The 20,017-nt window shown below is 59.1% G+C and carries 16 protein-coding genes; 5 read left to right on the forward strand and 11 right to left on the reverse strand.

Annotated elements, in window-relative coordinates:
• Nucleotides 1-396: 396 nt before the first annotated feature.
• A complete protein-coding gene (locus OXE05_07455; GenBank protein ID MCY4437154.1) occupies nt 397-1,218 on the reverse strand; it encodes a methyltransferase domain-containing protein in 822 nt (273 codons plus the stop codon).
• A 1,503-nt stretch (nt 1,219-2,721) separates the two neighbouring features.
• Here OXE05_07455 and OXE05_07460 point away from each other — a divergent pair.
• The 5 genes from OXE05_07460 to OXE05_07480 all read left to right on the forward strand — a co-directional run bounded on the left by OXE05_07460 (nt 2,722) and on the right by OXE05_07480 (nt 7,182).
• A complete protein-coding gene (locus OXE05_07460; protein ID MCY4437155.1) occupies nt 2,722-3,423 on the forward strand; it encodes a response regulator transcription factor in 702 nt (233 codons plus the stop codon).
• Entirely contained in the window at nt 3,420-5,198 is a 1,779-nt protein-coding gene (locus OXE05_07465; protein ID MCY4437156.1) for an ATP-binding protein, read from the forward strand. Before OXE05_07460 ends, OXE05_07465 begins: the two co-directional genes overlap by 4 nt.
• 227 nt (nt 5,199-5,425) lie before the next feature.
• Entirely contained in the window at nt 5,426-5,695 is a 270-nt protein-coding gene (locus OXE05_07470; protein MCY4437157.1) for a hypothetical protein, read from the forward strand.
• Nucleotides 5,696-5,975: 280 nt separating this feature from the next.
• Complete coding sequence (gene phoU / locus OXE05_07475; protein ID MCY4437158.1) at nt 5,976-6,641, forward strand: phosphate signaling complex protein PhoU; 666 nt, start codon at nt 5,976-5,978, stop codon at nt 6,639-6,641.
• A 136-nt stretch (nt 6,642-6,777) separates the two neighbouring features.
• Entirely contained in the window at nt 6,778-7,182 is a 405-nt protein-coding gene (locus tag OXE05_07480) for an arsenate reductase ArsC (GenBank protein ID MCY4437159.1), read from the forward strand.
• Here the strand turns inward: OXE05_07480 and OXE05_07485 are convergent.
• The 10 genes from OXE05_07485 to OXE05_07530 all read right to left on the reverse strand — a co-directional run bounded on the left by OXE05_07485 (nt 7,151) and on the right by OXE05_07530 (nt 19,615).
• A complete protein-coding gene (locus OXE05_07485; protein ID MCY4437160.1) occupies nt 7,151-7,894 on the reverse strand; it encodes a thymidylate kinase in 744 nt (247 codons plus the stop codon). The genes OXE05_07480 and OXE05_07485 overlap by 32 nt on opposite strands.
• Before the next feature lie 185 nt (nt 7,895-8,079).
• Nucleotides 8,080-8,778 carry a thymidylate kinase gene (locus OXE05_07490; protein MCY4437161.1) on the reverse strand — a complete coding sequence of 233 codons (699 nt, stop codon included), beginning with the start codon at nt 8,776-8,778 and terminating at the stop codon, nt 8,080-8,082.
• A 93-nt stretch (nt 8,779-8,871) separates the two neighbouring features.
• Nucleotides 8,872-10,524, reverse strand: a complete 1,653-nt coding sequence (locus tag OXE05_07495; protein MCY4437162.1) for a Ppx/GppA phosphatase family protein — start codon at nt 10,522-10,524, stop codon at nt 8,872-8,874.
• A gap of 177 nt (nt 10,525-10,701) precedes the next feature.
• Nucleotides 10,702-11,646, reverse strand: coding sequence for a CHAD domain-containing protein (locus tag OXE05_07500; GenBank protein ID MCY4437163.1), 945 nt, complete (start codon nt 11,644-11,646; stop codon nt 10,702-10,704).
• Between the two features lie 858 nt (nt 11,647-12,504).
• On the reverse strand, nt 12,505-13,572 hold the full coding sequence (locus tag OXE05_07505; protein ID MCY4437164.1) for a hypothetical protein: 1,068 nt from the start codon (nt 13,570-13,572) through the stop codon (nt 12,505-12,507).
• Nucleotides 13,569-14,456: a sugar phosphate nucleotidyltransferase gene (locus tag OXE05_07510; protein ID MCY4437165.1), complete on the reverse strand. Its 888-nt coding sequence runs from the start codon at nt 14,454-14,456 to the stop codon at nt 13,569-13,571. Before OXE05_07510 ends, OXE05_07505 begins: the two co-directional genes overlap by 4 nt.
• Nucleotides 14,457-15,359: 903 nt before the next feature.
• A complete protein-coding gene (locus OXE05_07515; GenBank protein ID MCY4437166.1) occupies nt 15,360-16,064 on the reverse strand; it encodes a class I SAM-dependent methyltransferase in 705 nt (234 codons plus the stop codon).
• A 98-nt stretch (nt 16,065-16,162) separates the two neighbouring features.
• A complete protein-coding gene (locus tag OXE05_07520; protein MCY4437167.1) occupies nt 16,163-16,939 on the reverse strand; it encodes a creatininase family protein in 777 nt (258 codons plus the stop codon).
• A 434-nt stretch (nt 16,940-17,373) separates the two neighbouring features.
• Entirely contained in the window at nt 17,374-18,255 is an 882-nt protein-coding gene (locus OXE05_07525) for a Gmad2 immunoglobulin-like domain-containing protein (protein MCY4437168.1), read from the reverse strand.
• Between the two features lie 178 nt (nt 18,256-18,433).
• Nucleotides 18,434-19,615, reverse strand: a complete 1,182-nt coding sequence (locus OXE05_07530; protein ID MCY4437169.1) for an amidohydrolase/deacetylase family metallohydrolase — start codon at nt 19,613-19,615, stop codon at nt 18,434-18,436.
• Nucleotides 19,616-20,017: the final 402 nt, after the last annotated feature.

Raw genomic sequence — 20,017 nt, forward strand, 5'->3', positions numbered from 1 at the left:
AGACGGCTCCGTGTGGGCAGGGCCTTCACCCACCAACAGGTCGCCCTTAGACCCACCCCAACCGACGGCGTTTGGAATGTATACTTCTCAATACAACGCATAAAATCCATAGACCTCAGAGAACAAAATGTGTAACCTATCAACCCGAACACCTGTTACCTATCAGCCCAGTCTGTACAGGGGAGAGGGCCGGGGGAGGGGATTTCTCTGCTTACCCCATCCTCTTTACCAGCAAGACCGATACACAAGTGTGCAATAGCGGGAAAAAGCTCCCGGATTGCGGGAATCTCCCCCTCACCCTAACCCTCTCCCGGCGGGAGAGGGGACTTTTCCGCGCCGGCGTGGATTGTGCAAAGGTCTCCTTGGGGAGGGATGGGCCGGTGGCATGGTGTAGGATTACGGCTTACCGGCTACGACCTCGCCAAATGCGACACCGCAAATCGCCCCGGGCGCATCCTTCCACTTGTCGTAAGCGACGCGAATCTCATCGCAAAGTTCCTGCGTGGCCGCCCCGTACTTGATGGCCGCTTCCGTGATTTCGGGCGACAAGAACCACTGGTTGGCAAAGGCGTGGATGAACGCGACATCCTTGGGCGTGCCGTAGACATCGGTGGTAGCGGTTATGCGGGGGTTCGCAAACCCGGCCTTCAGGACGTGGTCCTTCAGGGCCTTCCCAATCTGTGGATGGCCGTCGTCAGCCTCGATCAGATCTGCAAACATTTCCCACGCATTTCTGATTACGCCGAAGTCGGGATGCGTGAAACTTGACTCGCATATCATCTCACGGCAGGAAATGATACCGCCGGGCTTCAAGACACGTTTCACCTCCCCCAACACTGCTTGCGTATCCGGCACGTGCATGAGCACGTTATGGCAGTGGGCCACGTCAAAGTAGCCGTCCTCAAAGTGCATATTGGCCACGTCGCCAACATGGAATTCGGCATTATCCTGTCCATAGAGCGCGACGACAGAGCGCGCCAGTTCGACCTGCGACTCTTCCATATCGACGCCATGCAGTTCACCGGGGTCGACGGCCTTGGCCAGACCCACCGATATGGTACCCGGCCCGCAACCGAAGTCGAGTACACGCAGACCGGGCCGGAGATACGGGAGTAGGTGCTTGGCGCTGGCTTCCACGTTGTAGCGCCGAAGAGACTCGAGCATCTCTTCACTAAAGCCCATCGTATAGTCAGGCGTTGTAGGTAGCGATTCGCTCACAACTATGCACATCCTTCATCGGTATTGCTAATTGTAGACGGACTCCAGATTGCTGTCAATCCACATCTACCTAATAACTAGTAGCTTTAGACTACAATGTACAGATATGATCATGGATACTACTTAATGTAGATAGACTCCAACTTACAGGCAAGAGGCAATTACGTAAGAACTAGTATCTTAAGACTATCTTGTGCAAGTATGATCGTGCTGATAGGCAAAGCACCGCACACTCACGCCCAAAGCGGTTCCTCGACCTATCCATTCTGAGGCGCGCGGTGACAGTACAAGTCGAACAGGCACTCTAGAAATCTCGCCGCGCTCGGAAGTGTCCGCGTTGACCAATTCGTTGACGGATTCGTCGATCCACGAACTGCCCGGGAAAGCAGAAGCCTGTCAATTCAATCCTTCCGGCGCCAGCAGAATTCCACTCTTACTGCACCCGAGACTCCGGCTCCGTACCACTTACGGGACAAGCACAATGCGGGAATATGGACAGAGCCATGGCTTCCGAGCTAGTCCCTCCCGTATGCGCTGGCGCACAAGCCCCGGGATTATTCTTCCAATTCTTGTTGGCGGCCTGCAGCTTGTAGCATATATCTGCGGTCGCCGCGCTGAATTCTATGGCCACGTCGATAGTTTTGGGCGTTAGATACCACTTGGCGACGCGGACGTAGGCGAACGTTTTGAGTCGTAGAGAACACCCGGTTCTGTCGCTCAGGCGGAAAGTCGATTCCGTATCACGTACGGGGCCAGAATCCACCTTCTTTGCATCTCTGAACTCCGGCTTCCGCCGGAATGGCGAATGGCAGGCCAGCCCTGACGCTCATCCTCCAGCTACAAGCGATGGGCGCCGGAATCTTCCCAGGTTTAAACCTTCTATTCATAGTTGGGTAACGTGCTCCTAACATGGCAGACGTAGTATTGGAGATGCCACCTGAGGCCCACCTTTGCGTTGGCCTTGCCCCTCGTCATAGGGTAGTTTCAACAACTACCCTATGACGCAACCCCTTCGGATACCCACGCATTGAGGCACAGGGCATGCGCGGGCTTCCAGAGCGATGAAATACCCAAACCTGTCGCAATGCAAACTCCTTCTCCCTGTGGAGAGGGTCTGGGTGAGCGGAGATTAAAACCGGTGCAACCCCTTCCCAGCTTCTGAGCAGAGATACGCAAGGCCTGGCCCGATCCTCCGATACGGGGGTTTCCTCCGGCTGAGAAGATCGCGCGGCGGGCGACAAACGAGCATTGGCCGCGCGCTATGCAACGGCTACCGCCTGCCAACATCGAGTACAGGCTTCTCAGAGAGGCGAGCGTGCGAGGAGATAGGTCGTGTTGGTCGTCGGCTGCCACTCCCAGATGTCGAAGTAACTCTCACATTGCAGCACGCCTGCCCGGCCTATCTTACGTGTGACATAATAGAGGCGAAGTGGGCGCGAGTACCCAAGAGAACGGCAACAAAGTGCTGCGCATCGAGGACGCGTGACGGCCGAGGAGAGACAATTGCCACGCGAAAGAGTGCTCATTATTGAAGACGACGACAATCTGCAGGAGGCGTTGCGTTACCGCCTGGAGCAGGACGGTTACGTCGTGCATAGCGCGATGGATGGCGAGGAAGGGCTGAACCTGGCGCGGGAAGTCGAGCCGGATCTCATCATCCTCGACATCATGCTGCCGGTGCTTGACGGCTTGGAAGTATGCCGCATCATGCGGCAGGAGACCACGGCGCCGATAATTATCCTTACGGCCAAGGGTGAAGAGGTAGATCGCGTCGTCGGCCTCGAATTGGGAGCGGATGATTACGTCGTTAAGCCCTTTAGCACGCGGGAGTTGCTGGCCCGCATTCGCGCGGTGCGCCGTCGCACGCGGTCGCCTGGTGACGGTCTTCCTGTCGCCGATCCGGCAACCGTGCTTAATGCCGGCGACCTTCAGTTAAACGTCTCCAGTCACTCCGCAAGTCTTGGCGAAAAAACTCTCGCGCTCAAGCCCAAGGAATTCAGTCTGCTGGCGCTCCTCATGTCCAGCCACAACCGGGTCTTTACGCGGGACCAGATTCTCGAGCGCATATGGGGCTTCGATTGGGTCGGCGACAATCGCACTGTAGACGTACACGTGCGGCGGCTGCGGGAAAAAATTGAAACAGACCCCAGTGAACCCACCCGCATCGTCACCGTCCGTGGCGTTGGCTACCGGTTTGAAGGATGAGGTTTCCACGATCTCTGCAATGGCGCATCACGCTTGTCTACACCGGGTTGATCGTTCTCACGCTGGGTGTAGCCAGCTTCTATCTCGTCACATTCATCCGTAGCGCTCACGAAACAAACCTCGAGACGCGTTTGCAGCACGAGGCGCGCTTGATTGCCGAAGCCAGCGCTCCCTTCTTTCTCGCCGAATCGGACACCGGCGCGCTCCAGGCGGCAAGCGAGCGCATGGGTGACGACATTTCCGCTCGCGTTACCCTTATCGCCCTTGACGGCACCACGCTCGCAGATAGTTGGGGAGACCCGGCACAGATGGCGAATCAGGCCGATTTGCCGGAGGTTGAGCGTGCATTAAGTGCCGGATTGGGCGTCAGCAGGCGGCGCAACGCTACGGCGGGTGAGGAACTTATCCACGTAGCGGTCCCCGTTATCGCCGGGGATGAGACCCTCGGCGTGGCGCGGGTTGCCTTGCCGATGGCGCAGGCACAAGCGGATATCAACCGCAGCATGAGCATCATCGCGCTGATAGGCCTGACGGGTGCAGCCCTCGCGGTGCTCTTAGGTTTCAGCGTCGCGTCGCGCACGTCTCGTTCTATCGGCGCGCTTGCCGAGGGTGCCCGCCAAATCACTGCCGGTGATTTCGACTATCGCGTGCAGGCCCAAGGGAGCGACGAGACCCAGGAGCTTGCCCAGGCATTCAACCGCATGGCGATGTCTCTACGCGACCTGGTGCGCGACTATTCCGTGGAACGAGGCAAGCTGACGGCAGTGCTCAACACGATGGCCGACGGTGTCGTCGTCATCGACGGCAACGGCACAATTGTGCTGGTAAACCCCGCGGCGGAAGAGATTCTCAACCTTGCGGATGGCGACATGCCGGGCCGGCGCTTCACCGAAATCATCCGCGACCACAACCTGCAGCAGCTCGTCGCCCGCTGCACGGAGCGGCGTGAGGTCCAGCATGGGGAAGTGGAAATCCCACAATGGCGCCGCTACCTGAGCGTCATTACCACGCCCTTGGAGGAGCACGGCAATTCCAGTGTATTGCTGACGATGCACGACCTAACGCGCATTCGCCAAGTAGAGACCACCCGCAAAGAGTTTGTAAGCAATGTTTCGCATGAGTTGCGCGGGCCGCTGGCAGCGGTAAAGATTCTGGCTGAATCCCTGGCGAGCGGCGCTCTCAAGGAAAAGAAGCGGGCGAAAGACTTCCTACGCCGCATCAATAGTGAGATAGATCGCATGACCGCCATGGTAAATGAACTGATGGAGCTCTCGCGTCTGGAAAGCGAACAGGCGAGTCTGCAACTCGTGCCGCTCGACTTGCAACCACTGATTGCCGAGCTGGATGAAGAACATCGGGAGCGATCGGAAAAGCGCAAGATTGTACTCGACGTCACACTCCCGCAACAACTGCCCCGCGTCCGCGGCGACGAAGAGAAGCTGCGTCAAGTGTTGGACAATCTGCTGAATAATGCAGTTGCGTTTACCCCCGAGGACGGCCGCATCTCTCTCTCTGCCCAACAGGAGAATGGCACAGTCTGCCTGCGCGTGGCCGATACTGGCGTCGGCATTCCCCGCAAGCACCTGCCCCATATCTTCGAGCGCTTCTACAAAGTGGACCGCTCGCGCCAAAGCGAGGGATTCGGTCTGGGGCTGGCCATCGTCAAGCACATCGTGCAAGCCCACGGCGGCGAAATCCACGCGGAGAGCGTGGAAGGACAGGGCACGACCTTTACGGTGGTCCTCCCCGCCGTGACCGAGCAGAGCACCACGTGAACGCGTGGTCAATTCGGTTGCGTAGGGGCACGACATGTCGTGCCCCTACATAAGATTCTTCGCGGCGACGTGCCAGGATCTGCGCACTCCCCCACGTTCACACGCTGTTCACTCTGCGCTAACGCACTGTACATGCCCCGGCGTTATGCTCGACAGTGAAGCAATGAGCCATAAAGAAACGTGCGCGTGTGGCGCACGGAGCAGTAGAGAGAATGGAAGCATGCCCCATGGCAAAGGGAGCACTTACGGAGCCGGCCCGGCTTGAAGATGAAAGCCTGCGCACAATTCTGCGGGACGAACAGCGGACGTGGCTGTGTCCGCATTGCGAAACAGAAGTGAATCTCACCCGGGACCGCGTCAGGGACCACTTCATCGAGCATCCCGCGACGATTCTGCGGGAAACCTGCTACTGGCGCTGTCCGCTCTGCAATGCGGTAGCCGGCCAGGCGTCCTGGGACCACGTTGAGCCGATCGAGTACATCTCGAGCCACGTGTAAACGCCGACAGCGTGCGGCCTGCGTCATTGCAGGATGTGCAAAAGGCGTGTCAAGATTGTATGATGATCTTGAGAAGCTCTGAGGATAGGGGATTCACCGATCAACCGACAACAGGCTTGGATGAGGTGTAGCAACAAAAGTACCCAATGTTCTTGGTACTCTTGTCTTAGTGGACACCGGCTGTACACGTGCCGAACAGAACAGAGAAAGACCCGCTCGCGTGAGAGACGAGGCCCAGTTTTCAAGAGACTTGCGAGCAACCGTGGAAAGGGGCGCCGCCATGATACGCACGAATGTCGAGAGTCAACTGGACGAGATTCAGGATGACATTCTCGCCCTTGCAAGCATGGTGGAGAAGGCCATCACGCACGCAATCGAAGCCTTGCGGGAGCGTGACCTGGAGGCATCGCAAGCCGTGGTGGCGTTCGACGACGTGATCGACGAGAAACGCTTTGCCATCGAAGAGCGCTGCGTCGATCTGCTCGCCACCCAGCAACCCGCGGCGCGCGACTTGCGCTGGGTCATTGCTTTGCTCCACATAGCGGTGGAGCTAGAGCGCATGGGCGACTATGCGGAAGGAATCGGCAAGATCAGCCTCATGATGGGCGACGAGCCGCCGCTCAAACCCCTCATCGACATCCCGCGCATGGCGGAGATGTCCATCAACATGCTCCGCCAGAGCATCGACGCGCTCGTGACCCGGGACGTGGACCTGGCCAAAAGGGTGTGCGACGCCGACGATGAGGTCGATGCGCTCCACGAGCAAATCTACAACGAACTGCTCCTGTTTATGATCAAAGACCCACGGAGCATCCAACGCGCCACGTACTTGCTCTGGGTAACCCACGACCTGGAGCGCACGGCAGACCGCGCAACGAATATCGCTGAGCGCGTGATCTACTTGGTCACCGGCAAGATGCTGGACCTCAACCTCTCGAAACAGTAAGGTCTACTGCCTGGGAGAAGCGGAAAGGGAGATCGAGCAGCGCCAAGAGACGGGGCGTCTTGAGACGGTAAATCTCACGCGCCGCATCTGACACACGGTCGCAGCCTGGAAACCCGCTCAGTCCGCGCTAAAGGAGATGCCTGAAGTGACACGCGTGTTATTTGTCTGTGTACACAATGCCGGTCGCAGTCAGATGGCGGAGGCGTTTCTCCGTCACCTTGCTGACGGCAGCGTGGAAGCGCGTTCTGCGGGCACGGAACCGGGCGAGCGGGTGAATCCTCTTGCCGTGGAGGTAATGGCAGAGCGCGGCATCAGCCTCGCTGCGCACGCGCCCAAGCTTTTGACGCAGGAACTAGCGGACTGGGCGGATCGGGTCATCACCATGGGCTGCGACATCGAGGAGTCGTGCCCGGTAGTGCATACGCCCATAGAAGACTGGGGGCTTCCCGATCCCAGCGGGCAGCCGCCGGCCGTGGTGCGGAAGATTCGCGACCAAATCGAGGAGCGGGCTAGCCTTCTTCTACGCGAACTCGCCGGTTAGCGGTGCTTACGCTTTGCACCTCAGTTTGAGCGGTACGCGGCGGCTGCTGCACCAGATTCTCCAAGTACTCGGAGACAATCCCACTGACCTCCCGGTGAATCTTCTTCGGGCCGGGCGTGGCATCTACCATTCTGAAGCCGTATTCTTTGGCGAGCCGGTGAAAGTTCTTGCGCAGCGACGCTTGGTACTTGAGGAAGCTCTCGAACATGCTGCTGCCCATCTGCAAGTCCATCCCGGACTCCCAGTAATTGAGCTCGCCATACTTCGCCAGCGTGCGGTAGAAGAGTACTTCCGGCTCCGCATCGAGATAGATGATCAAGTCCGGTTCGAGCGCGATGCCGAAGAGACTTTTCAACCACTTTAGGTCGGCGCCGCGCGCCAGGTCCCGCGCCATAAGCGTGTAGATATAGCGGTCGGCGAGCACTACGAAGCCGGCTTGCATTGCGGGCACGATGCGGTTCTCCAACTGATCGGCAAGGTCGGTGGCATAGAGTAAGCTCAGCGTGGTCTTGCCCAGCAGGTTGCCCTGCTTTGCCGAGGAAATGGCCTTAGACAGCAGGTCTGAACGTCGAATACCCATTTCCATTACGGCGTGTCCCTGAGACTCGAGCCACTCTTTGAGCATCTCCGCTTGCGTAGAGCGCCCGGAACAGTCTGAACCCTCGATGACGATGAGAGGGCCGCCGAGTTCGAGATCCTCAAGCAAGGGCAAGCCGCAACCATAGAAGCGTGCGCGGGCTGGAATTGTGGTTGAAATTTCCTCATCCCCTTGATTATTGCTAGTCGTATGTCCGGCCTCGCGGCGTTGTTGCGGGCCGTTCCGGTTCAAGCGGCAGCAACGCGCGAACCTGCCACCCACCGAGATGTGCTAAGCAGCGGCTGCTCCACACGAGTCACTTAGTTCTTCTTGGGCGGCTCGTAGTCCGCCAGTCTATCTTGCACCACTTTTTGCACCTCTCCCCAGGTCTCATGAATGGAACGCGTGGCATCTATGACCTCGAATTGCTCACTGCGCGCCATTTTGTCGTATTGTTCTTTGATTCTGCCCTGGAACAGCTTGAAGCTCTCCACCGGATCCAGGGAGAGGCCGGTGTCCATGCCGGCTTCATAGTATTTCAACGACGGACGGCCGAAGAGGATGCGCGAAATCGAGACCTCCAACGGCGCATGGAAGTAGAAGGCGATGGTCGGCTGCACGGCAAAGCGGTAGGTGTTGCGCACCCATTGCAGATCACAGCCGCGCGCCACGTCCCGCGCATACGCGGTGTAGACGTACCGGTCGGCCAGCACGATGCACCCGGCGTGGAGGGGCGGGAGGATGACTTTCTCGTAGCGATCGGCAAAGTCACAGGCGTGGATGAGGCTAAACGTGGTGGGCGTGAGCAATTCCTTCCGCTTCGCCCGCCGCGTCGCCTGCTTGACGATTGCCGACGAATTCCACTCGGTAAAGACGACCGGGTACCCCTGTGACTGCAGCCAAACGCGCAAGAGGTGGAGTTGGGTGCTCTTGCCGGAGCCGTCGCATCCCTCCACGACAATTAAGCGGCCGGGGTACTGCTTGTTGAGGCCTAAGCCACGGATTTTCTTTAGTGCCACTTTTGGTATCTCCCTTTGCTGGATTGCTGCAGATGACACATGTGCAAATCAAGTATGGGTTGGGGCATAGAATCAGGATACTGGGACGATTTCTTACAACAGAGCCTCGGTCTCCTCAGGTCTTAAACCTGATGGCGAGACTTCAAGTATAAAGTGTACCCCAAATGCGGCTGCAATGTCATTTAGCATTGCCTGTGTCTCACGGACTTCACACACAGCGTCCGGGTCTGCCGTAAGCCGCAGCACAATCTTGCGGCGGTCATTCGAAATCTTGCACGCGGCAGCCTCAACCAGTCGCGACTCGCTCCGATCCAGCGCCTCACTCAGTTGCAGGATTGCGCCGAGCTTTGTCACAGCAGCCACGTCGTGCTTCTTTAGCAACGAGCGGTACTCCGGCCAGCGCTTTAGCGGGCCCACGTTACCGTTATGCACGGCCACAAGGCAAGCAACGATCAGCAATTCGCGGTGGGTCAACCCATCGATGCCCGTGCGCGTGAGCAAGTAGAAGCCGTGCTCGTCGTGGCTATAGTAGTTCACGGCGACCCCCACGTCATGGAGGAGCGCCGCGATTTTCAGCAACCTACGCGTGCTTCCATCCAAGCGATGGACAGGCGCAAGCTGATCGAAGAGGGAGAGCGCAAGGTCCGCCACGTGGTTCGCGTGCGTTTCATCAACGTTGTAGTACCGCATGAGATTGACTGTGGCAAAGAGCGCCGGATCGGGCACGCGCGGCTCCACTAAGTCACCGCCCAGGACGTGATTCAGAAACAAGCCTTCTCGCAAGCCTCTACCGCTAATGACGAGCGCAGCAGCGCCGATTTCCTTGGCAAGACCGCACACTACCGCCGCGCCCGCGACAATGATGTCCGCCCGCTTGGCGGAGAGGCCCGGGACTTTGCGCCGATCCTCGAGGTTGAGCTTGCGGAGCATGCCGTAGATCTCTTCTACGGCGCCGATTGGGAGAATCATGCCGTGCAGGAGGTCGAGCGGATACCCTGTCTGCCGCCGATAGATCTTGGCCAAGTTGCGCACCGTGCCGCCGATGCCGATTAAGACCGGCCGGCCGTTCCGTGAGAGCGCGGCGGCCCGGCGCGGGGTACGCGCGTCTGCAGCGTCGCCATTGGACGAGTGCGCCGTGTCGTCACCTTGCCCGTGGAGCCAAGAGATTGCCCGGAGATTGATCCCGACGTGTTTCTCCAAGGCGCGGAGTTGCTTGTTTGTCGGCTTTTCACGATTCAGAAATGCGGTGGTAAGCGTGATGGCGCCAAGCGGCAAGCTCGTTTTGTGCGTGGCGGCGCGGGCGCGGGCGCGTACTATTTGTGCGCTGCCACCGCCCACGTCGACAACCACGCTATCCGCCGCCGCGGAGCTGTTGACCGCCGCCACGTAATCAAAGTGCGCCTCATGGTCGCCGGAAATGATGTTGACGCGCAGTCCGGTCTCAGCTTGGATGCGGTCAACGATTTCCGGTCCGTTGCGGGCGCGCCGCAGGGCGCTGGTAGCAACTCCAATGACGTGCGTGACACGATGAGCCGTGCAGAAGCGGGCTAAGACGCGCGAGATTTCCAACGTGCGCTGCACTGCTTCCGCAGTAAGGTAGCCGTCTGCATCGAGCTGTTCGCCCAACCGCAGCGTTTCGCGCAACTCATCTACGAGCTTGAACGCGCGGTCTTCATACACTTCCAACAGCGCCAAGCGCGCTGAATTGGAGCCAATATCAATGACGGCCACGCGTTCTCCGGTCATGTATGCTCCTCGTCAAACTTCCACGTGCCCCGCCGCCACCCGGCCTTAGGGGAACCTTTCACAACCAAAGCCCGCAGGCGAAGAGACTCCCTCTCCCTGGGGAGAGGACCGGGGTGAGGGGAAGTCTTCACCGTCTAAGCCCAGTTCCTCGTGTCCGTCAGACTCACAGAAGTAGCCTCAGGGTAACGTGGTCGCGATCACGTGCAGGCGTTGACGGAACTCGAGCCCGGTTAGATTCTCCCAGATAGCCGGGAACGCATGGGCGTTCGTTCGCACCCGGTCGTCGCAGTGTGCCAAGTAGCCACAGAGCGCTTCCCTCGCCGCAGCTGGGTAACGCACATCGTCATGCGCGTGCTGCCATTTCTCCAGGAGCTTGCGCAGGACTCTCCCGGCCACGTAGGCGTCCTGAATGACGCCAAGGTGGTCTTGGGCCCGCCTGATGTCTTCGATGGCGGCTGCCGCCTGAGGGGGAAGGGATTCGCGAAAAAACTCCAGGGCATACCGCAGGCGTTTACAGTCGATGCGCAGCGCATGCAGCGTCGCTACCGATGCCCCGTGCAGCGAAGGGCCGTAGGCGAGAAGCTTTTCATAGCGGCTGGCGAGTAGGCTCGGGATTTCACTTTCAACAAGGGGTTCTTGAAAAGGAGTTGCCGCAGGCAACACTTCGTTGCCGTCTACGGTTCGCGCAGCCGCTGGGGGATCGCCATCCAGGAAAGCGCGTACCCTTTGCTTCAGCAACCCATAGCGTTTACTTGCCAGGTATGCGAGCATGGCCTTCCGTGCCCGCGCGCGCTGCTTTTGCCACCGTTGCACTACAAGACCGATCGCTTCCTTCTCTTGCGCCGGCAAGTCCGCTCTGTAAACCTCCAAGTTGGCAAGCATGACGTCGTAGTCGCGTGCCGGCCCCAGGGCGCGTCCAAGGCGACGCAAGTCCTTGCGTAGGTAAGCAGCCTGCTTCTTCGGGACGTAGGGACGAAACAAGCGCACAGCCGCGCGCATCCGCCGCACGGCAACGCGCATGTCGTGCAATTCTGCGACGTCACTGCCGTCAATCGTCCCTGCTTCATGCTTCAGCATGCGGCTGAAGTGAATGCGGAGGACCTTGCGCGCGGCTTCTGACACAGTGTCTTGCCGCTCGATTCGCGGTCGCTTTGAAGGTCGGTCAAGGGTGGCTGTCGTTTTGTAGACTCTTTTCAATCGTGATTAATGAGGTATGTCGTAATCGCCTGAGCATTGAAATGTGGGATTGAGCGCTTCCTCCCCCACTGCTGCTGCGACGACTTGGGACGGCACTGCTCCAGCAACAATAGCTCCAAACCCAATGGGGTGATCGCTCCTGCGAACCGCAACTGAATTCAGGCCTCCGCACAACATTAACCTACCAAGACTGGCGGGAGATTGCCAGACTGTTGCTGGCTCATTGTGACAGGGCCGGTCGCGGCAATGCGGTCTATAGCCACGATTGCATCACAGCGCAAGGAAGCAGCGCATTCACGCTGCCCCACATTGGGGAGTTCAAGGTCGTCCACGCTGTCCGTCCACGTCCTCCAGCCCAACCGGGGAACCTGCGGGAAAATGAGAGAACCCTTTGCGAGCGGCGGCCGCCGGTGCAAGTTCACCTCGCCCCTCAAAGGCATCTTTACGCAGCCGGCGCCGGCAGGGGAGACGGGCTCCTTTTCGTTAGGGAAATGGCCGGGCTGGGGGAATCCTTGCTCTCCCGGTTTCAACTACGTGCAGGAACCATGTGCAGGCTCACCAAGACCGGTGAGAGTGGGCCAGATAGCCGCGCACTTCTCCGCCGTAGCGAGCATGGGCAGGCGACAGCCCCTCCACGCCGAAAACTCTTTTGCACCGCGCTACGGGAGTCTTCCAAGAAGAAAGGATGATCTGCTTGCCGGCCTGGCTGGTGCCTTGGGCTGGACGTCCGCGCAAGCCCCATCCCCGACTTGGGACTTTACATGGGGTCGTTGATCCGCGCGCTTACTCGACGTTCCCCGCATACGTGCTCGCGACGGCAGATTCATCTGCGCCTGCGGAGGAGTCGAGGCGGGCGCCTGCGACGGGACGGGGGAAGAGAATGCGGGTGGCTCCCGCACTTTTCAATTGACTGCCGAGATACTCCGGGTCTGGATGCAGCGCAATGATCGTACCGCCGTCGCCGGCGCCAGCCAGCTTCGCCCCCGGCGCGCCGTTGTCCAAAGCGGCCTGAATAAGCTGCTCGTTTTCCGCGCCGGACCCGCCCAGATCACGCTGGATGGCGTGGTTCTCATTCATCAGCCTGCCCAGAAGCTCCCAGTCCGTTTCCAGCAGGGCTTTCTTGCCCTCTCTCGCGAGACGGCCGATTTCTACGTACGCCTGCACCACGTGACGCTCGCCTTCCAACCACCGCTCGCGGATGGGTCGATGGACAACGTCGGCGCTATGCTCGACGCCGGTATGCGCCAACACAAAGGGCAGCTCCCGCACTAGCGGTGTCAGAGATTCAACGGCGGCATACGGCTCGCTGTGCACTTCCCGGTAGAACTCTTTGTCGCGAAACTCCATGTAATTCAGCCCGCCAAAGGTGGGCATGTAGAAATCCTGGTAGCCGCAAATCACGCCCATGTCGTTCAGCTCGATGCCGCGGGCGGTCTCGGCGAAGAAGTACCGGCTCATCGCGCGGCCTTGGTAGGCAACGAGCGCGTAGAGCGCCGCGACGACTAAGGACGACGAGCTCGAAAGACCGGAGCCGATGGGTACGTCGCTCCAGCAGGTGAATTGGGCTTTCATGCCGAGGCATTGCTGTTGGGATATTACGGCACGCAGCACGTCAAAGTGATCGCCGCGCTGCTGCAAATCGTCTCGCGTGCGGACGGCAAGCACACCTTGATCGGATTCGAGCGTGAGCCGGTCCGCCGGACGAATGGAAACATAGCCGCGCTGGGGAATAGTGCAGGAAAGTACGCTGCCGCCGTACATGTCGGTCGGATTGCCGATGATGCCGCAACGACCGGGGGCAGAAGCGATAACGGGTGCCCGCGTGTTGTCTTCTCTAGGGGTTGACATCATAGCGTCGCCGCTTTGCGGAGCAGGTGCTGCCGCACGAGGTAGCCGTATTTCTCGTCAGAGAGGGCGAAGTCAATGAACGCCTTGAAGTAGGTCTCAAAGTTGCCAATGTCGTAGCGGACCTCTTCGGACGCTAGTTCGACACAGCGCACCAGTTGCTGCTGCTTGATGAGCACCTCGATAGAGTCGGCCAGCCAGAGCTCATTGCCTTTGCCGGGCAATGTGAGACGCGTTGCCTCGAATATTTCCTTGTTCATCACGTAACGCGGCACCACGGCGAAGTTGCTCGGTTCGGTGCCCCGCGGCGGTTTCTCCACGATGCCCTCAATGGCAAAGTCCGGACCCATCGCGCCGGTAGGCCGCACGACGCCATAGCGATGAGCATCCTGCGGCGCCACGCGCTCCACGGCCATGGTACAGACGGCGCCGCTCTGCGCATGGCTTTCCACCATGCGGCGCAAGAGGTTGCCGCCCTTGATGATCGTGTCGCCAAAAGCGACGACGAATGGCTCGTCGCCAACGAATTCCTGAGCGAGGCGCACGGCATCCGCCTGGCCGGTCTGCACGCTCTGGCGCGTATAGTAGACGTGCAGCAACGTATCGAAATTCGGCAGCCGTTCTTGCAACTCCATGTCGTCGTTGCCAAGCCGCTCTTCCAATTCGGGATCGCGGTCAAAGTGGTCTTCGATTGACCACTTCTTGCGTCCCGTGACGAAGAGAATCTGGTTGATGCCGGCCTGCTCCATCTCCTCCACCACGTATTGCACCACCGGCTTGCGGCCGACAGGCAGCATTTCCTTGGGCTGGGACTTGGTGGCAGGGAGCAGCCGGGTGCCTAAACCGGCGACGAGGATAACGGCCTTGGAGACGTGGGATTGCTGTGCCATGGAAGGGCATGCTCCATCAAGAGGGCCAAAACTACCTGATTCACGGTAGCGCGGATTTCACTGGGTTGTCAACGTTACTGGGAATCGGGGCTAGTTGACCTATACTCTACAGTGTCACGGAGGTGCACACATGTCATTCCTGTACGTCTTGAGTATTTCGTTGACAGAATCCGCATTCCCGTTGAGAGCGCTACAAGGCCTTGTCATTCCGAGCGTAGCGTCGAACCCTGTTCGCGGAATCTAGAGTCCCTGCTCAACACACTTTCACGGCCTCAGCGCTCTAGATTCCTCACTCCGCTACGTTCCGTTCGGAATGACATGTATGTAGGCAAGCACAGAGTTCTGCTCCCATGTTTCTTCTACCAAGTCTGTCAACGAATTACCTGACACTTTCACTTCCTGCAAGTGCTGAGCAATTCGTTGACAGGATCCGCATTCCCGTTGAGAGCGCTACGAGGACTAGTCATTCCGAGCGTAGCGCCGAACAGGGTTCGTGGAATCTAAAATCTCGCACACCCTAGATTCTTCGTCGCTGCACTCCTCAGCATGACAGGTTGAGGGACTGTCTTTGCATGAGCAAGACCGATGTGCGAACACCAGCACGCTCTAAGTCCAATCCTACTCGCTCCGCTGCGCACACTACACTTAACTTGACCATGGGAACAGCAAAAAAGCGCCGCACGGGTGGTGAGACAAACGCGGGAGCGGGCTCCCAGGCATGAAGGTTGCAAGAGCCGGCAGGCCACAGCACAATGAGCTCTCACGGGAATACCGGCAGAACGGCGGCGGAACCGCGCTTCAAAACTGGACCCAACCTCAACGTGAAGACTCCTGGTTCTTCCCGACCTGCTGAACTCAGATCGTTTCAGCACCAGACGGATTCGTTGCGCTTGGCGCCGCTGTTTACGTCCCTTTGCGTGCCAAGACGATCAAGGCGAAATTCACTGAACCGAAGTTCTTGCGCATGAAGGCAGTCTCGAACCCTCCTGGGACCTCGCAGCCGGGAACGTCCCAAACGTCGGTTAGGGTAAGTCCGGCATTAGCAACTGCTTGGAGATAGTCGTCACGCGTATGCGGCTCGTTGGGCAGGTGATAGGTTACGCCGTCGTCGACGAACTGGGTCGGCATGCCACAGGAGACAAAATCGGGATGTACGTCCGTGATGAGCAGATGCGCTCCAGGCGCCATCGTGCGGGAGAACTCACCGACCGCCCCATTAAGATTCGCAACGTGGCAGAGAGTCAGTGCACAGACCACCAGATCGAAGGCGGCTGACTCGACCGGCACAGCGTCCTCCAGCGAGGCACTCACAAACTCCATGTGGATGTTCTCACCGGCTGCGGCGCGTTGCGCAATGGCTTGCATTGCGGGATTGGGCTCAATGGCCGTGACCTGCCAACCTCTTCGGCCCAGCCTGAGTGCAAACCGACCGGTCCCGGCGCCTGCGTCGAGCGCGGTCTTGCCCTCCAGGCTATTCAGGAGGTCCAGCGAGTACACCTCCTCAGTGGCGATGAGCGTGTTGAACGTCGTGTCGTAGCTCTTCGCCCAACGTGAGTAGCCTTCCGCAAGGCCGAGCTTCACAGGCGGTGAGTCACTCATCTGGTTCATTAGACGGGTCTCATGCAGATCGATCTTCCCGGTCTAGAGTGGCAATTCTAATTTGGCGTGCATTCCCCTGGTCATTGGTGCAATAGAGCGTTGCCAGGCTAGCCCTGCTCGTGCTCGCGGCGCAATTCGTCGAGCTTCACGATTGTCTCCATAATGTAGTCAGCCTGGCGTTGCACGCCTTGCTTTGTGCGCTCTTCGCCGGCATCCCGGTCCGCCTTGGTCGGAAACCCCCACACACCGCTCGGCGTGTAGTACTCCGTCGGGATCATGTCCACGTACTCGGAGCCAAGATCGGGAGACGAGTCGACAACCTTCTCGGTGCGCATCAGTTCGGGGTAGGCGTACATGAGCCGCGAGGTCTCGCTTTCGCCGGAGTGCCGGTCCTTACCCGGCCCCGAGCCGCCTGCGCCGACGGGCGCGCCCCACATCACCATGAAGTCCGGGTCCCACATATTGAGCTCGCGGATGGTTGGCTTCAGAATCCAGTTGCCGCCGTGGGAACTGGTGACGATCATGCGCTTGAAACCCTGGCGCTTGAGGCAGGCGGCGGTGTCCTCCAAGATGGCGGCCACAGTGGCGGGCTTGAAGCTCAAGGTGCCCTTGTAGTTAAGGAACTCGCTGGAGGTGCCGATGGGGATCGGCGGCAAGAGATAGACGATCAGGCCGCGTTCTGCCAATTCCCGCGCCAGCAGGCGGCTGCCGGAGAGACCGAGCAGCCAGTCGGTGCCGAGCGGCATGTGGTACGAGTGTTGCTCGATGGCGCCGATGCAGAAGAGCGCCGTATCGCAGCCGCTTTTCTCGACCTCCTCGAAGGTAGAAGCCCAACTTAAGAAATCTTCGTCCTGCAAGTCGTCGAACCAGTGATTCTCGCTCATTGTTCCTTCTTTCATATTTCAACTACCAAATGCAGTCCATAAGACCATGCGCACTACCCAAATCATGGGAATCCCACGTCTTACCAATACACCAAGCAAGAGTCAGTCTGTTCCCGCCGAGCCGGGAGCAATCGGGCCTCTGCGTTGAGAATCCGTTGCGCAACTCTACAGTGAGTATCCATCCAGGCCGTGGCGGCAAAGAAGACCCCTCACCCCGGCCCTCTCCCCAAGGAGAGGCAGTTTTCTCGCCTGCGGGTGAGTTACGCAATGGTCACCCTATGGGGAGGGTGTCATTCTTGTCCCGCTGCGTTGGGCCCGGCAAGAGTCTCCCCACGGAGAGGGAATTCCATCTCCTCGCTTCGCTGGGCTTCGGCCCTTGCTTCGCTGGCTCTCGGATGGGTCACACTCGGGAGTGGGCGGATTCTTGCCGCTGGCTATTCACCGCCAAACTGCACGGGAATGGTCACACCATCGAACTTCCCATCCTGCGCGTCAAAGTCGCCGACGAGCAGAGTCCCCGTACCTGTGCCGGCGGGGATCTCTAGCTCCTTAGAGAAGTATCCCCATGCCTCGATATAGTCGGTAGACGTGACAATTGCCCGGTCAATTTCCTTGCCGGCGCTATCTTGCAGGATGATGACGTTATTCGCTTCGAAGTTCCGGGAGTATCCACTGACCGTCACTGTGCCCTGTAGGGTGGCGCCGGGTCGCGGCGTGATGAGCACCGTGTTCTTAGCGGTGGCGGGGAGAATGTGGGTATCATCACCGCCGGGAGCCACGTCAATCACCAGCCGCAGCGGGTCGCGCACTTCCTGCACGCGGACCTGGTACTCAGCCGGTATGAAAACATCCACGAACAGGCTGCCGTCCGGCGCGCGGACAACATACACATGCGTGAACCAGTCGAGCTTGTCGGCCACTTGCGCGTCGGTAAACGCGGTCTCGGTCACGGTGGGGAGATGAATGCGCAGCACGCCCTCCCCGGGCGCCTTTTCAATTAGCCAATGCGGCACAGCGTTTGCAGACCCTTGGTCGATTGCGAAATCGATGACCAGGCGATCGAATTCGGGATGCTGGCCGAACCGGATGCCGGCGATACGCGCATCTGGCGTTACCGCTTCACCCGATTCCGCTGTCGTCGTCGCAGGCGCGGTAGATTTTGTTGCGGTTTGGGCTGCTGGAGTTGCCGCCCCAGCGGCGCTCGTTTCGTCGGACTGCAACTCCTCAGTGCTCTCGGTAGCGCCGCACGCGCTCAGCAAGAGAGCAAGCGAAAGAGCCATGATTCCGGCGATCCAACGGAGGCGAGAGATTGTCATAGCTGGCCCGTCATTTCCAAGAATTCGGGCAATTCCGGCATCGTCATGCCGGTACTCGGCCTGACACTTAGCTGATCTGATGGTAGAATCCAACTCTTCGATCCTTTCTGGTTTGCGGCCTCCGTCGGGGTGACGAAGCAGTGCGCGTAGAACTCTATCCTATTGCCTGAGGCCCATCTCACTCATCCTCAGTACGCGGCCCGTACCAGCGGCGCGCGGCGCGGCCTGCTTGGTTATATACCTCACCGGCACGCAACGTGTAGGTTGCCGCGAGGTGCTCTCTACCGGTATGCTCAGTCTCTTCGGCATCTCGCATGGGATACGGCCCGGCTTCCAGGCGCAGCACCGCAATGTCAGCCGTGCCGCCAACGCGCAGGTGCCCCAAAGAGTCCGAGCGGCCGATAGCGGCCGCGGCGTTCTGTGTCGTCCGTGTCACGACGTCAGGAACGTCCCGGCCCAGGAAGAGGAACTTCGACATCACGTCAGGCAGGCTCTGCGCGGTAAAGTGGGAAGAGTAGTTATGGAGGTCCGTACTTATGGTATCAGGCAGGAAGCCATCCTCCAAGGCCGCCCGCGCTACTGCAAAGGAAAAGCTCCCCTGTCCGTGGCCGACGTCGAAGGCGATGCCGTTCCGCTGCGCGGCCCGCACGTCCGGCAGCACGGTACCCCGCTGCTGGTCCAAGATCAATTTGCCGCGTCCCGTGAAGCAGTGGGTGATGATGTCGCCCGGTTTCAGGTAGCCCAGAATCTCCTGCACGGGTTGTTCGCAATCCGAGATGTGCACCATCATGCGCGTGTCCGTCGCATCGCGTACCTCTGCTGCGCGGCGCAGCGGCTCTAAACCGTTGGGGCCGCAAATCTTCTCCGCAACGCGCACCTTAACGCCGAGAGCCACGTCGCGGTTGGCTTCGATAGTCTTGATCGCGTCTTCAACACCACAGTAGGCAAGGTTGAGATTCTCGCCCACACGCATGTCGGTAATCCCAATGCTGGAGATATTGACGAAGGCGAACGTGCGTGTGCGGGCTTGTCCCATCACGAAGTGGCGAAAGCCGGTGAAATTCGCCCACCCCGCGCTGCCCGCGTCCGCGACTGTGGTTACGCCTGTTGGCAAACACACCTGGTCCGGGAGCACGCCGAGGTCGGTGCCGCCCCAGTAGATGTGCGTATGCAGGTCTATGAGTCCCGGCGTGACAAAGTGATCGGCGACGTCGAGCACAAGCCAAGCATCATCGGTTGCGATGTCTGATTCGAGAGCAGCAATACGGCCGTGCTTCGTGCCGATATCCAGCGGAGCGTCGATGCCCTGCGCGGGGTCGAGAACGCGCCCTCCCTTGAGCACCACATCAAAGGTTGCCATGAGGATTGCTTCTTTCTACAAGTTGGCGCAGGCTGCAAACCTGCGCTACCGGGGGTACGTCAAAGGTCGCCATAGCGGTTGCTTCTTTCTGTGTATGGCTGCGGTTCGCAGACTACAAGCGGAAGGGAGTCGTGGTAGGCTGAGCGTGGGTATATACCATTATATGACGGAAGCATTGAGAAGCGAAACTTAATACGGAATTAGTAGAATTAGACTTGACTCCATCGTTGGGCCAGTTTCACTGTCATTCCTGTAAATGTCAGGCAATTCGTTGACAGACTTGGTAGAAGAAACATGGGAGCAGAACTCTGTGCTCGCCTACTTACATGTCATTCCGAACGGAGCGTAGCGTAGAGAGGAATCTAGAGTGCTGAGGCCGTGAAAGTGTGCTGAGCAGAGACC

The organism is Chloroflexota bacterium (assembly GCA_026710945.1).
Lineage (GTDB): Bacteria > Chloroflexota > UBA11872 > VXOZ01 > VXOZ01 > VXOZ01.